Origin of the sequence: Sphingomonas paeninsulae, from assembly GCF_003660165.1 — a bacterium.
Classification (GTDB): Bacteria; Pseudomonadota; Alphaproteobacteria; order Sphingomonadales; family Sphingomonadaceae; genus Sphingomonas_O; species Sphingomonas_O paeninsulae.
The window spans coordinates 1979141-1992853 of sequence record NZ_CP032829.1 but is presented as its reverse complement, the minus strand read 5'-3'; the positions used below and the strand labels follow the sequence as shown (position 1 = coordinate 1992853).

Genomic DNA, 13713 nt, shown 5'->3' with positions numbered 1-13713 from the left:
CCGCTGGAGAAACTCAACCCATGACAACCGACCTCCGCGACATCACCGGCAAAGTCGCGATTGTGACCGGGGGAACGCGCGGCATCGGCCTGGCAATTGCTCGCCGTCTCGCCGCCGCCGGTGCCCACGTCGTCGTATGTGGCCGAACCGCCAGCGATCTCCCGGATGGACTGGAGTTTGTCCCCTGCGACGTACGTGATCCAGCAGCAGTGCTAGTGATGGTCGATGATGTCGCCGAACGCCACGGACGCCTCGATATCCTTGTGAACAATGCCGGGGGTTCACCCGAGGCGGACGCTGCTACCGCTTCTCCTCGCTTTTCCGAACGGGTAATCGCGCTAAATCTACTCGCCCCACTCAACCTCTCACAGGCTGCTCACCGCCATATGCAGGCGCACGGCGGGGCGATCGTCAATATTGCGAGCGTGTCCGCCATCCGGCCATCACCGCGCACGGTCGCTTATGCCGCAGCGAAAGCTGGACTGATTGCGCTAGGCCGCAGCCTTGCCCACGAATGGGGTCCGGTTATCCGGGTAAACGCCATCATCGTCGGCTATGTCGAAACAGAGGCAACCGAAGCCACCTATGGAAATGCCGCTACCCAGGCGGCTATAGCCAGCAACATCGGCGCACAACGTCTTGGTCGCGCCGATGAGATCGCGGAGGCTGTTCTTTTTCTGGCTTCCCCCGCCGCATCCTATGTCACCGGCGCCGCGCTGGAAGTGCATGGCGGCGGTGAGCGCCCCCCCTTTCTTGATATCGTAAAGGAGCATTCAGCATGACGAAAGACAATCGACCAGTCGCCGTAGTTACCGGTGCCAGCCGTGGCGCGGGCGCCGGAATCGCGCGCGCGCTCGGCGCGGCGGGCTACGCCGTTTATGTCACAGGCCGCACTACCGTTGAAGGCAGTGCCCCCCTGCCCGGCACCGTCGGTGCCACCGCGCAGGCTATCGATGCGGCCGGCGGGCGCGGCATCGCCGTTGCGGTGGACCACCGCGACGACGCCGCGGTCGCCGCGCTTTTCGCACAGGTTGAACGCGACGAGGGCCGACTGGACGTTCTGGTCAACAACGCAACGGTTATAGACGATGCTCTGATACAGCCCGGCGGCTTCTGGGAACGTCCGCTCGCGCTGGTCGATATCCTCGATGTCGGCTTGCGTTCAGGCTATGTCGCGAGCTTTCATGCCGCTCCTTTGATGATCCGCACTGGCGGGGGCCTGATCGCCTTTACCTCGTCCTTCGGCTCCGCCTGCTACATGCATGGCCCCGCCTATGGCGCGCAGAAAGCCGGGGTCGATAAGTTCGCTGCGGACATGGGAGTCGATCTCAAGGATCATGATGTTGCCGCCGTCTCGATCTGGATGGGTCCGCTGAAAACCGAACGGACGGCGAAGGCTATCGAAGAGCGCCCCGACCAGTATGAAGTGATCATGGAAAATGCCGAAACACCGGAATTCACCGGCAGCATTATCGCCGCGATTCATGCCGATCCGGCACGTATGGCACTAAGCGGCCAGACGCTCATCGGGGCAGAAGCTGGGGAAAAATATGGCATCGACGATCAGGGAAAACACCCGCCATCGTTCCGCGCGATGCTCGGTGAACCGCGCATTCCGCACCCCGCTATCGTTCGATAGACTGGGTTGCGGAAGCAGGGGCTTTCGAAACTACGTGAGTTAGTGCAGAGGGTTGGCCACGATCTGACATATTGGGAGTGAAGATGGCGACGAAGACGACTCGAAAGGGCAAGGAACGTCCGGCCTCGCCCGTTCACGACAGTCCACCGCAAGTGGTGTTGGAGCCGGTGGATGAAAAGATCATCGCCGCGCTCCGCCAGTCCGGTCGTATCGCAAACCGCGATCTGGCCCGGATGATCGAAGTCAACGAAGCAACCGTCCGCACCCGCCTTCGCAAACTCGAAGCAAACAACGCGGTCCGTGTCGTCGCAATGCGTGATCTGTCCGCGATGGGTTTCAATGCCATCGCGGCAGTCGGCGTTCAGGTAAAAGGGCGTTCGGCAAACGACGTCGGGGCCGACCTTGCCAAATTCGACCACGTTATCACCGTCAACGTGACCATCGGTATGTACGATCTAGAGATTCAGGTCGTCGCCGGGGACATACAGGAGCTCGATCGGTTGCTGACCGACGAAATCGCCCATGTCGAAGGCGTGGAGCGGCTGTTTCCCGGTCTGTCGATGAAAATCCTTAAATATAATCCCGAATGGGTTCCGCTATGACGCCACGCATTTCGCTCGACGAGCTCGACCGCAAGATCATTGATCGACTCAGCCATGACGCCCGCGTCAGTAACCGAGAGATCGGACGCGAGTTCGGGCTAACCGAAGGTACGATCCGATCGCGCCTGAAGCGGCTGTTGGATAACAAGGTTATCCGCGTCGCCGCAGTCACCAACGCAAACCGACTACGTAATCCGATCCTCGCGTATCTTTGGATCGAGGCGGATACGGCGGGGCATATTCAGGAATTGGCCGAACGGCTTGCCGTTCTCCCCGAGATTGGCTTCGTCTCGACCATGCTCGGTCGTGCCGACGTTCTGGCGATGACGCTTGTGGAAAATGGCAGTCAGCTGACCGAATTTCTGCACCAGACGATCGACAAAATCCCCGGTGTTCGCCGCGTTCGCTACAGCCTGGGCCAGAATTTCATCAAGCATGATTTCCGCTACTGCGTTCTGGTGGACTGACGCTCAGCGCGGACTTTCGCGTTCGTCGACCAGAAACATCCGCGTCCCTGTCCGATCGAGAAAATTTGCCTCATCCTCGGCAATACGCTGGGCGATGTCTGCGCGCGTCGCGATCGCCATTGCCGCATCATAGGCGGCGCGGTCCATGAACCAGAGTTCAGTCACCACGTCGAAGTCGAATGGAGCCGCGCCTTCGGATACGTATGCGGCGTCGAAGTTTGTGAAGTTTCGTCGATAGTCGACGATACCCGGTAACAGCGAACGGATCAGGGGCGCATGCCGTTCTTCATAGTAAGTGATGAACGCCTCGCGGCTAAGATCCGTACGTCGCCGCAACAGCGCAATCGATTTGCAGGTCACGCGCCGCGTCCCAACAAGCGGAAGAAATCGTAGGAGGGGTCAGCCAGTCCCGGTTTTCCGATGTGCGCGCCAGTCAGAAACGGATGATTCAGATCAACGATAGAGGGCGAATGAATGTTCGCCCAGTCGGCCACGATGGCACGGTGTGCGAATTTCCATTTCCCGTCACGCCGCTCGTATTTATCGAAATACCGTCCACCCACCAGAACATCGAATGGTCCGTCGGGACCCTTCACTCGATGAAGCGCCAACAGGTAAACCTCACCCTCGGCATAATCACCGTCGATGGCGATGTTGATGGTGGTGACATTATGATGAAGAATTTCCATCGAAGCCTGAATCTCTGGCAACCGATCGATAAAATCCATCGCGGGTCCGCTCGACATTGCACCGTGATCGTCGATCGCATCTTCATGGTAAAGACTGCGCATCTTTACATGATCGTGGCGGTCGGCTGCGTTACAATAGGCAGAGATCAGCGTCCGAATTGCTTCTTTGTCGATCAAATCCTGCAGGGCTTCCGCATCGACGCTCATCGACCAGCCAGCACGGTTGCTAACATATGGGCCGTAACACCCGGCTCTGTCTCTCGATAAACCCGCTCGTAGATACGATCATATTCGGTCCGCGCGATAAGCCAGCGTCCGTCGAGTTTCACATAGCGGTCGACATAGTGCGCCGCACCGACGGTGGCTTTATTGTCTTCCGCCAGGTTCAGCGCATAATCGATCAGCGTCCATTGTCCGTCAGCCGTATCGTTATCGTGAACGTCAATGATCGGCATGTGCATCGTGTGCGATCCGACGAGACCCGGATGGAAGGCAACGCGTAATGCCTCCTCGATCGGAACCCGACCTTTTAACGTGAAGCGATAGCTGCCGCCGCGATAGTCGATCTCGGCATCTTCGGTGAAACAGGCCCCGGCGCGCGCGATATCGCCGGTGTCCAGAGCACGGGCATAGCTATATTTCAGACGCTTTATATGTTCGATATCTTCCAGGCGCAGCGTCATACGGCGGCCTTGCGTTCACTATAAATCTGCTCAGCGCGACGTTTCAGCCCTTGCGCAGTATCGTCGAAAGCACGCTTCACCCACGCCCCGCAGAAAAACATCACATGCGTGGCGTTCGGTCCGAAAAAGGCGTCCGTCGAATAATAGGTGCAGCGATCGGACCTAAGCGCTTCGATCACTTGATCGCGCCGGGCCGGATAAGGCATCGCATCAGTGTGGGGCAATTCCCAGGACAACAGCCGCTCTGACACCTTGGCGCAAACATATTCCACATTCGGATAGGTTGCACCGGGCATCGTGTAATTGTTGAGCTGCATGTTCATCGGCGCACCGATTTCGAGTGTGGATTCGGCAGCAAAGCAAAATGGGTTCCACGTCCCGTAATTCGGCAGATCGGTCAGCACTTCCCACACAATAGATGCAGGTGCCTCGATCGTGACGGTTTCCGAACGGACCGTCATCGCGGGATCATAGGACGGCGGCGTGCCGGGATCATTAACCATGGGAATCCTCCTTATCGACTATTACTGCCGACTCTCAGGTGACAGTGACCGTTATAGATGAATGGGTCAACATTTTGCGTAGAATATTTGCACATTTGCTACGCATCATAGTTAGGTGAGGGAAAGTAGCTCATATTGCCGCATCGGAATGCAGTCGCCCCCGCTGGCCCCATGAATCGGGCACAGCTCTGCATCATTCTGGCATAGTTGGACTCAAGCTTCGCAGGGTCGCCAACGGCGTCATAATAGATCGATCGATCCGCCATCGCGGCAAACGGGAAACATTCTTCGACGATCGCTGCATAACTTGCGGCACCTTCGGTCAGTGGCCTTACAACCAGGTTCTGGGTATATTCGAAATTGCTCTGTGTGTCGGTAGCGACCGTCGTATGCTCGTCCTGCCAGTTTCGCCGCCAGGTTTCAGCGTCCAAAGTGGCGGGGCGCTCGAAAAAGACAACTTGTGAGAAACCATCGGTCGGCTCGCCCGGTCGCGGCGGGTGATTCCGATTGGGCAATGGAACGGATTCGCAGACGAGCCAGCCTTCGAGCCGCTGCGCGCCTCCGCCAAGCACAGCCTCGATCGGCGCACGCGCCGGAGGATATGCCGTATCGACCCAGATTTGGACAACGGCTTCCATCTGTGGCTGCGTCACGACGAAGCGCGGATTGGTCCCGCCCACAACGGTCTCATCCTGCACATTGGCACGCAGCGCCCGCACATGTGGACGGATTGCGTCCGCCACTGGCCCCAGCAGGCGCGCGTTGAACGCATCGCGTGATTCCGCGGGGTCACGCCACAGCGCATAGATCAGCTTTTCCATTTTTCTCTCCTATTCGGGTATGATCGTCGCGAGGAACGCGACCAGCGCTGCCGCCAACTCAGCGCCCTGTTCCTCCTGCACGAAATGACCAGCGCGCCCGATCCGAACGTGGAGCGCTCTGGCGGCGCCCGGCACGCGGGACCGGAACACTTCTTCCCATGCCGCGGTTGCAGGGTCTGCATCACTGAACGCGGTCGCGAACGGGCGCTCGAAGCGTTCGAGGATATCCCATGCTGCGCGGTTGGCCGCTATGCCGGGTGCTTCGGCATCTACTGGAATCAACGTCGTAATCGCCAATGCCGCCGCCTTGTAAGACAAGTCCGGGAAGGGCGCGTCATAGGCGGCCAGCACATCCGGCGCAGGTCGATCGACGCAGGTGGCCGCGATGATTTCGCTCACTGGCAAGTCATTGCTGGATCGGCAAAGTTCGATCCAGGGCGTTATGATCGGTCCCGGCCAGTCAGCTACCCCCCGCGGTGGAGGCTCTGCTGTCGGCAATAAAGTGTTGGTGGCAAAGACCCCAGCGAACCGATCGGGCATTTCTGCCAACAGTCGCAAGCCGATTGGGCCGCCCCAATCCTGGCAGACAAGAACGATCCGTTGAAGATCCAGTTGCTCAACGAACTGCCGCATCCAGCCGACGAATCTGTCTGCGGTGAAGATGGTCCGGTCTGTGGGTTTGTCCGATCTGCCGAAGCCGATGTGGTCGGGGGCGATGCAACGCCAGCCTGCTGCGGCGACCGGGGAGAGCATTTTGCGGTAGAGAAAGCTCCAGCTCGGTTCGCCGTGGAGCATCAGGACGACGCCATTTCGGTCGTCGCCGAGTGTAATCCAGTGCTGGCGCAATGGGCCTAGAACGGGGTCTTCTATCGTCAGGTAATGAGGTTCGAAGGCGAAATCCGGCAGGTTGGTGAACCGTTCGTCCGGGGTGCGCAATACGGCGGCTCGTGACATAACCATCCTCTTCTTGCGGACGTTTGATCTGTCACCATTACGCATTTAATTAGAATGGTTGCAAGACAGTGTCGCTTCACGCATTCTGTCCAAAGGCCGGAAACATGGCTGTAAAGGAGAGAAAAAGATGCTTTCGATGCAGGAAATGTCCGATCGGATCGAGATTCAGGATCTTATCGCGCGTTATGCGCACGCAATCGACGATGCGGATTACGATGCGCTGGACAAGGTGTTCACCCCCGACGCCATCATCGATTATAGCGAGCTGGGTGGAGAGAAGGGTTCGCTTCAGGACACGAAGCGTTACCTCGCCGGGGCAATGGCGAATTTCGGCGTGTACCAGCACATGTCGGCAACCACCCGCCTCGATCTGGATGGCGACAGCGCAAAGGCCCGCACGATCCTGTTCAACCCGATGATGGTGAAACATGAAGGCGAGGACCGGATGTTCTTCATCGGCCTATGGTATCGCGACGAACTGGTCCGCACCGACGCAGGATGGCGAATCGCGCATCGCCGCGAGGAGAAATGCTGGTCGTTCAACGCGCCAGAGGGGATGTTGCCATGACGACGGTGAAGACCGTCGATTTCATGCCGCGTCGCAAAGACATCAGCCGCGCAGACTTTCGCCAGCATTACGAAGAACGTCACGCCCCGCTGGCGGTGCCCCTGTTCCCGTTCCGACGTTATCGCCGCAACCATCTTGTCGATCAGGGTATCGAGCCGGGCTTCGATTGCGTGTCGGAGTTCTGGGTAAGCTCGCTGGAAGCCATCGGCGCCCTGATGACCGGCGAAACCGGCGAGACGATGCGTGCGGACGAGCGCAAGTTTCTGGATCAGGTCGCCAATATCGCCGTTCGGGCCGATCCCGTGCTGGTCGATAACGACACCGGCACGCGGCTGTTGATGATCCATGACGATGGCGGGAAAAGCGACGCGCTGATCGAAGCGTGTCGCAAGGTGGGTGCGGGCCTGGACCTGCTGTCCCCTCTCGATGAGCGTAAGTCGCCGTTCGCGGCAATCGCGCGGATCGGCGACACCGCACCGACCCTGCCGCCCGGCTGGCGCGCAGGGCCGACACTGTCGGTGACGCTGACCGAAACGGACCCCGCCACCTTGCAGGGCTAATCAGATCGCGGTCTGCCCCCGTCGACGGCAAGGGTGGCACCCGTGACAAAACGGGCATCGTCGGAGGCGAGGAATGCAACCGCCGCCGCGATGTCCTCTGGTTCAGCCATCGCGCCGAGCAGCGGTGTAAGCCGCTGGAACAAATGCGCCTCCAGGTTTTCGATTGCGTCGAACCCGCCCGCGATCAACGGCGTGTTGACCGCTCCGGGACAGATCGCATTTACGCGAACGCCGCGCGTCGCATATTCGACGGCAATCGATTTCGTAAGGCCGATCACGCCGCTCTTGGAAGCGGAATAGGCGACCCCGTAAGGCACACCGATCAGTCCGGCCGCGCTCGAAATATTGACGATATTGCCGCGCCCTTCGATCAGATGCGGCAGGCTGGCGCGCATCATCTGGAACACGCCTGTCAGGTTGACGCCAATCACCCGCTGCCAGGTCACATCGTCGATTTCCGCGACGTGTCCGAAACTGCCGATCCCGGCGATGTTGGCGAGCGCATCGATCCGGCCATAGAGGCGCAGCGTTTCCGCGACCGCAGATTCGCACGATGCCGGGTCCGCGACATCAAGCAGCCACGCGGCACCTTTGCCTTTCAACCCGGCAGCAGTTTCCTCCGCGCCCGCCATGTTACGATCTGCGCACAACACAGACGCTCCTTCAGAGGTGAGGCGTGTCGCGGTCGCACGGCCGATGCCCGAAGCCGCGCCCGTTACCAAAACCACCCGATTATCGAACCGTTGCATTTCCCGTTCCTTGCTCAGCTAAGCGTTGTCAGTGCCACCAGGTCGATGGCGTTCAATTCTGCATCCCGTCCGTCGCGGATTTTGCGCGGCCAATCCGCGTCGGCCAGCAGCGAGCGACCGATGGCGAGCAAATCGAACTCACCACGAGCCATCATTGCGCACACATCGTCCAGCCGGGCGAGCGACACCGGCGGCAAGCCTGCGCCCGGTGTCGCGGCCTCCTCTTCTGTGAACAGGCCGCCAAGCCCGATCGAACCGACCGCAATCGACGGAAGTCCGGTCAGCCGCTTTGCCCATCCTGCAAGATTGAGCGGACTGCCCGCAAATGCCGGTGCCCATGCCTCCCGCTGCGAACAATGGAGAATGTCCGCTCCCGCATCGGCGATGGGCGCGAGCAGCCTGCCCAGTTCATCGGGTGTGGCGGCGATTTCGTCTTCATAGGCACCGATCTTGAACTGCGACATGCGAACAAGGATCGGGAAGTCGGGGCCGACAGCACGCCGACAGGCAGCCACAACCTCCGCCGGGAAACGCGCCCGCCCCTCGGCCGAACCGCCATAACCATCCTGCCTGCGGTTCGTGCGTGACCAGAGAAACTGATCGAGCAGGAAACCGTGCCCTGCATGAACCTCTACCCCGTCAAACCCGCGTTCCTGTGCCGATCGGGCGGCGGTGGCAAAAGCGTTAATGACCGAAGCGATGTCATCCGCGTCCATGACCCGGCCACTCGGTGCGCGACCGGCATCCAGATCCTCGATCGACAGCCCCGATGGTCCTATCGCGCGCGCGTCTCCAAGTTGCTCTGGCCCGAAATGCGCCGTGCGACGTTCCATGCCCGTGTGCCACAGTTGCGGCATCAGTTTGCCGCCAGCAGCATGAACGGCGGTCAGCACATCGACCCAACCGTTCAGCGCATCATCGCCGAAGAAGTGCGGGCCGGTTCCGTCATAATCGGCGAGATCGTGCGCGACAGCCGCAGCGCCAGTGATTGCCAGCCCCACGCCCCCTTTGACCCGGCGGCTGAAATAGCTGGCATAATCGCCATGCGGCCGTCCGTTCGGTGCATAAGAGCGCCCCATCGGGGACATAACGATGCGGTTCGGCAGCGTCAGCGAACGCGTGGCGAACGGCGCGAACAGAATATCGCGAGTCCGCGACTCAGCCGGGATGTTAGTGTTCATGTTGGGCAGCCATCCTCATCGCTGCTTTACGCAGTTCGTTATTTTTTTGTTCCAACATCACTGTATGCAGAGTTACAACCGCTGAACAAGGATGATTTCTGTTGCGAGCCGCAATTTCGAGCGAGCCGTGTCATCCGACCCCGTTATCCGCGCGACATCGCCGCCAGATCGGCAAAATAAAAGCGCGTCTTCCCTGATCGACCTCTACTTGCTACCAATCTGCGTAAGCCCACATCGATCGGCATTCGCATTTGGAGAGAGTCATGGCCTATACCTTGCAGCAATTGTCCGACTTTGAGGACATTCGCACCGTCAAGCATCGTTATTATCGCGGCATCGATACTGCCGATGAGGCCCTGTTGAGCACATTGTTCACCGACGACGTGACCGTGGAATATCGTGGCGGGGGTTATCTCGTCCGCCTTGCCGGTCGCGAAGCAATGATCGATTTCCTGATGAACAGTTTTAACGCCGATTCAGTGGCGGTCCATCAGGGACATATGCCCGACATCACTCTGATCGGCGATGATGAGGCGGAGGGCATCTGGTATCTGGACGATGTTTTCATTTCGCTGGAGCGCAAGGACGTCACGACCGGCAGCGCAATTTATCGCGACCGATACCGCCGCGTCGATGGCAAGTGGAAGATCGCCAATACCGAATATGATCGTATCACCGAGGTCGTCCAGCCGTTGCGGGACGACATGAATATCACCGTCCATCACCTCGCCAAAGTCGGTCGCAAGGCGCATGAGAGAGGCGATATCAGCCATCTTATCACCTGGTTCAACGAAGCGGCCTGAACCAGAACGATGCACCCCGATCCCAGCCCCCGCGCCGCAAAACTCCTGTCCGACCTGCGTGGCTTTATGGCCGCGCATATTTATCCGAACGAGCAGCTTTATCACGATCAGGTCGCGGCCGAACGCTGGGCGCACCCACCGATACTCGATGAACTGAGCGATCGGGCGAAGGCGGCGGGGTTGTGGAACCTGTTTTTTTCGGGCGAGCAGGGCCAGAATTTATCGAACGCCGAATACGCACCGCTTTGTGAAGAGATGGGGCGTGTTCACTGGTCGAGTCAGGCGTTCAATTGCTCTGCGCCCGACACCGGCAATATCGAAACGATCGCGCATTTCGGCACCGATGCACAAAAGGAACGCTGGTTGCTGCCGTTACTGGACGGGACGATACGGTCGGCCTTTGCAATGACAGAGCCTGCGGTGGCATCGTCGGATGCGACGAACATCGCGTGTTCTATCCGGCGGGACGGCGACGATTATGTCATCGACGGGCGCAAATGGTGGATTTCCGGGGCGGGCGATCCGCGCTGCGCGATCTTTATCCTGATGGGAAAGACCGACCCCGACGCGCCCCGTCATAAGCAGCAGTCGATGATCCTCGTTCCCCGCGATACGCCGGGCATAAATGTTCTGCGCCCGCTGACCGTATTCAATTACGACGACGCACCGCATGGTCATATGGAGATCGTGTTCGAGGGCGTCCGCGTGCCTGCGGCGAATATCCTGCTGGGTGAAGGACGCGGGTTCGAGATTGCACAGGCCCGGCTTGGTCCCGGTCGCATCCATCATTGTATGCGTCTGGTCGGGCTGGCGGAACGGGCGCTGGAACTTTGGTGCCGCCGGTTGAAGGAGCGTGTCGCCTTTGGGAAGCCGCTTGCCGAACAGGGGGTTCAACTGGAACGCGTGGCAGAGGCGCGGATGGCGATCGATCAGGCGCGATTACTGACGCTGAAGGCCGCCCACATGATGGATACCGTGGGTAACAAGGCCGCGCGGGCCGAGATTGCGATGATCAAGGTGGTCGCGCCGAACATGGCGTGCAAGGTCATCGACTGGGCGATACAGGCGCACGGCGCGGCTGGAATCAGCCAGGATACCGTGCTGGCGCAATCCTATGCCCATGCCCGCAAGCTGCGCTTTGCCGATGGCCCGGACGAAGTGCATCGCGCGCAGGTCGGCAAGCTGGAACTGGCGCGCTATACCTGATTGTTAGCGACCCCCGCGAAGGTTCGCGGGGGTTTAGCGGTCCCCGCGTGGTTCGCGGGGAAGGCCGAGCGCGCGTTCGGCGATCAGGTTGCGCTGAATCTGGTTGGTCCCGCCATAGATGGTGTCCGCGCGGCTCGACAGGAACAAATTGGGCAACATCGGGAAGGCATAGTCAGTGCTATCTGCGATCTCACCCCCCTGCCCCAGTACATCCATCGCCAGCTCGCCGAGCGCGCGATGCCAGGTCGCCCAATAGATTTTATGGGTAGAGGCTTCGCGGGAAAGGCTGTGTCCCTCGTCGGCTGAAAGAGTGCGCAGCGATGCGTAGCGCATGATCTTCAGACCGGCATAAGCCTTTGCAAGGCGCTGGCGGATCAGGGGATCGCGCGCGGCTCCGTTGGCCTTTGCCGCCGCGACGATCTGGTCGAATTCCGCCACAAAGCCCATCTGCTGGCCCAATGTCGATACGCCGCGTTCGAAGGCGAGCAGCCCCATTGCGACCTGCCAGCCATTGCCGACGCCGCCGACCACATTGGCCGCATCGGTGCGTGCGCCGTCGAAGAAGGTTTCGTTAAATTCGGCATGGCCGTTCATCTGGCGGATCGGACGGATGGTGATGCCGGGCTGGCGGATTGGGACGAGCAGGAACGACAGCCCCTTTGTGCCGCGGCTGCCCTCTTCAGTGCGGACGAGGACAAAGATCCAGTCGGCGAATTGCGCCAGAGAGGTCCAGATCTTTTGTCCGTCGATCACCCACTGGTCGCCATCGAGCCGCGCGCGGGTGCGCACGTTGCCGAGGTCGGAACCTGCGCCCGGTTCCGAATAGCCCTGCGCCCAATATTCGTCGCCGCGTGAGATGGGGGGCAGGAAGCGGGCCTGTTGTTCGGGCGATCCAAAGTGAATCAGCGTCGGCCCGGCCAGTTCGATGCCGATATGGCTCATCCGCCCCGGTGCCCCGGCGCGCGCATATTCCTCTGCAAATATAACCTGTTCGGCAAGGGAAGCGCCCCGGCCGCCATGTGCTTTGGGCCAGCCGATGACACTCCAGCCCGCATCGAACAGCGCACGTTCCCAGGCGCGGCGCTCGTCCGGCATGGCGCTCTGGCTGCGCAGATCCCGCAGCATCTTGAACGGGCCATTGAGTTGCGCGGACAGCCATGCCGCTGCTTCCAGCCGGAACGCTTCTTGCTCGGGTGTGAAACCTAACCGCATTTTAGTTCTCCACCGTGTCGAGGCCGATCAACTGCGCCAGCCGCTCATGCGACTGGGCGGACGTGCCGAGCAATGTTGCCGCGCTGCGTGCGCGTTTGAAGAACAGATGCGCGTCATGCTCCCATGTGAAGCCGATGCCACCGTGAAGCTGGATCGCGTTGCCCGCGCACATCGTGAACGCCTCGATCGCGGTCGAGTGAGCAATCGCGGCGGCTTCGGCAAAGGCGAGGTCGCCCTCGTCCGCGGCGGCGGCGGCGTAATAGACTGCGGTGCGCGCTGCTTCGACGGCGATCATCATATCGGCGAGGCGGTGTTTAATCGCCTGAAAGCTGCCGATCGGCCGGCCGAACTGGATACGCTGTTTTGCATAATCCACGGTCAGGTCGAGAACGGCGTCCGCACCCCCGACACATTCGGCGGCGAGTGCGACGCGGGCAAGGTCGACCCCGCGTTCGATGTTCCCGCCGCCGAGCACGTCGGTTTCCGGAACGACGACGTCCAGCCGAAGCGTCGAGAGGGGGCGGGTTTCATCCATTGTCGTGTGGCGGGTGGTTTCAACACCAGCCGCGTCGGATTTGATTACTGCCAGACGCCCATCGACCGCGATGACGAACAAGTCCGCTGCATGACCGAACGGCACGAGACCGCTGCCACGCAACCGGAAGCCACCAGCGACTGGCTCGATCGTCACGTCGTCAGCGAGCAACGCCGCCGCGATAACCTCTCCGCGCGCGATGGCGGGGATCAGCCGTGCTGCCTGAGTTTCGTCCGCCGTGAGGCTGATGAGCGGCAAGGCCGTCCCCACGCTGGACAGGAAGGGCGACGGATGCAGGGTGCGGCCCATCTCTATCATGATGAGCGCCAGTTCCACCGACCCCATCCCCGACCCGCCAAAGCGTTCCCCGGTCGCGATCCCACCGAACCCCATCGTTTCCGCCACGGTCGTCCACTGCCCACGGTCAAACCCGTCAGCCGATGCGATCGTAGTGCGCCGCGTGGGTGCCAGATCGGTAAAAAGAGCACGCGCGCTTTCGGACACGAGTTGTTGCTCTGCGGTCAGCGCAAATTGCATGATG

18 protein-coding genes are annotated in these 13713 nt (G+C 60.4%); 8 read left to right on the top strand and 10 right to left on the bottom strand.

Annotation, left to right across the window (positions count from 1 at the left end; translation table 11 throughout):
• Positions 1-20 precede the first annotated feature (20 nt).
• From D3Y57_RS15195 to D3Y57_RS15180, 4 genes are all read left to right on the top strand, one after another.
• Positions 21-782 (top strand): SDR family oxidoreductase, encoded by a 762-nt coding sequence (locus D3Y57_RS15195; RefSeq protein WP_121153929.1) that lies wholly within the window; start codon positions 21-23, stop codon positions 780-782.
• On the top strand, positions 779-1639 hold the full coding sequence (locus D3Y57_RS15190; protein WP_121153927.1) for an SDR family NAD(P)-dependent oxidoreductase: 861 nt from the start codon (positions 779-781) through the stop codon (positions 1637-1639). The genes D3Y57_RS15195 and D3Y57_RS15190 overlap by 4 nt, the downstream gene beginning before the upstream one ends.
• Positions 1640-1722: 83 nt before the next feature.
• The gene (locus D3Y57_RS15185; RefSeq protein ID WP_121153925.1) at positions 1723-2241 is read left to right on the top strand and encodes an Lrp/AsnC family transcriptional regulator; all 519 of its coding nucleotides are present in this window, start codon (positions 1723-1725) and stop codon (positions 2239-2241) included.
• Positions 2238-2708 (top strand): Lrp/AsnC family transcriptional regulator, encoded by a 471-nt coding sequence (locus D3Y57_RS15180; protein WP_121153923.1) that lies wholly within the window; start codon positions 2238-2240, stop codon positions 2706-2708. Before D3Y57_RS15185 ends, D3Y57_RS15180 begins: the two co-directional genes overlap by 4 nt.
• A gap of 3 nt (positions 2709-2711) precedes the next feature.
• Here D3Y57_RS15180 and D3Y57_RS15175 read toward each other — a convergent pair whose 3' ends face one another.
• The 6 genes from D3Y57_RS15175 to D3Y57_RS15150 form a co-directional block, all read right to left on the bottom strand.
• Positions 2712-3068 (bottom strand): EthD domain-containing protein, encoded by a 357-nt coding sequence (locus D3Y57_RS15175; RefSeq protein ID WP_121153921.1) that lies wholly within the window; start codon positions 3066-3068, stop codon positions 2712-2714.
• On the bottom strand, positions 3065-3604 hold the full coding sequence (locus tag D3Y57_RS15170; protein ID WP_121153919.1) for a nuclear transport factor 2 family protein: 540 nt from the start codon (positions 3602-3604) through the stop codon (positions 3065-3067). The genes D3Y57_RS15175 and D3Y57_RS15170 overlap by 4 nt, the downstream gene beginning before the upstream one ends.
• Positions 3601-4080, bottom strand: coding sequence for a nuclear transport factor 2 family protein (locus D3Y57_RS15165; protein ID WP_121153917.1), 480 nt, complete (start codon positions 4078-4080; stop codon positions 3601-3603). The genes D3Y57_RS15170 and D3Y57_RS15165 overlap by 4 nt, the downstream gene beginning before the upstream one ends.
• The gene (locus tag D3Y57_RS15160; protein ID WP_205590069.1) at positions 4077-4583 is read right to left on the bottom strand and encodes an SRPBCC domain-containing protein; all 507 of its coding nucleotides are present in this window, start codon (positions 4581-4583) and stop codon (positions 4077-4079) included. The genes D3Y57_RS15165 and D3Y57_RS15160 overlap by 4 nt, the downstream gene beginning before the upstream one ends.
• A gap of 98 nt (positions 4584-4681) precedes the next feature.
• Positions 4682-5404, bottom strand: coding sequence for an EthD domain-containing protein (locus D3Y57_RS15155; protein ID WP_205590068.1), 723 nt, complete (start codon positions 5402-5404; stop codon positions 4682-4684).
• 9 nt (positions 5405-5413) lie between these two features.
• Positions 5414-6358 carry a haloalkane dehalogenase gene (locus D3Y57_RS15150; RefSeq protein WP_162987156.1) on the bottom strand — a complete coding sequence of 315 codons (945 nt, stop codon included), beginning with the start codon at positions 6356-6358 and terminating at the stop codon, positions 5414-5416.
• Positions 6359-6485: 127 nt separating this feature from the next.
• On the opposite strand from D3Y57_RS15150, the gene D3Y57_RS15145 reads away from it, so the two are divergent.
• On the top strand, positions 6486-6926 hold the full coding sequence (locus D3Y57_RS15145) for a nuclear transport factor 2 family protein (RefSeq protein ID WP_121156023.1): 441 nt from the start codon (positions 6486-6488) through the stop codon (positions 6924-6926).
• Positions 6923-7486: an EthD domain-containing protein gene (locus D3Y57_RS15140; protein WP_239025878.1), complete on the top strand. Its 564-nt coding sequence runs from the start codon at positions 6923-6925 to the stop codon at positions 7484-7486. The genes D3Y57_RS15145 and D3Y57_RS15140 overlap by 4 nt, the downstream gene beginning before the upstream one ends.
• Here the strand turns inward: D3Y57_RS15140 and D3Y57_RS15135 are convergent.
• Positions 7483-8235, bottom strand: coding sequence for an SDR family NAD(P)-dependent oxidoreductase (locus D3Y57_RS15135; protein WP_121153911.1), 753 nt, complete (start codon positions 8233-8235; stop codon positions 7483-7485). The two genes, D3Y57_RS15140 and D3Y57_RS15135, sit on opposite strands and share 4 nt — an antisense overlap.
• Positions 8236-8249: 14 nt before the next feature.
• Entirely contained in the window at positions 8250-9416 is a 1167-nt protein-coding gene (locus D3Y57_RS15130; protein WP_121153909.1) for an NADH:flavin oxidoreductase, read from the bottom strand.
• Positions 9417-9679: 263 nt separating this feature from the next.
• Here D3Y57_RS15130 and D3Y57_RS15125 point away from each other — a divergent pair, with 263 nt between their 5' ends.
• Complete coding sequence (locus D3Y57_RS15125; protein WP_121153907.1) at positions 9680-10219, top strand: nuclear transport factor 2 family protein; 540 nt, start codon at positions 9680-9682, stop codon at positions 10217-10219.
• 9 nt (positions 10220-10228) lie between these two features.
• Positions 10229-11425 (top strand): acyl-CoA dehydrogenase family protein, encoded by a 1197-nt coding sequence (locus D3Y57_RS15120; RefSeq protein ID WP_121153905.1) that lies wholly within the window; start codon positions 10229-10231, stop codon positions 11423-11425.
• Between the two features lie 33 nt (positions 11426-11458).
• On the opposite strand, the gene D3Y57_RS15115 is transcribed toward D3Y57_RS15120, so the two are convergent.
• Both D3Y57_RS15115 and D3Y57_RS15110 read right to left on the bottom strand, forming a co-directional pair.
• Positions 11459-12637: an acyl-CoA dehydrogenase family protein gene (locus tag D3Y57_RS15115; RefSeq protein ID WP_121153903.1), complete on the bottom strand. Its 1179-nt coding sequence runs from the start codon at positions 12635-12637 to the stop codon at positions 11459-11461.
• 1 nt (position 12638) lies between these two features.
• A complete protein-coding gene (locus tag D3Y57_RS15110; protein WP_121153901.1) occupies positions 12639-13709 on the bottom strand; it encodes an acyl-CoA dehydrogenase family protein in 1071 nt (356 codons plus the stop codon).
• Between the last annotated feature and the right edge of the window lie 4 nt (positions 13710-13713).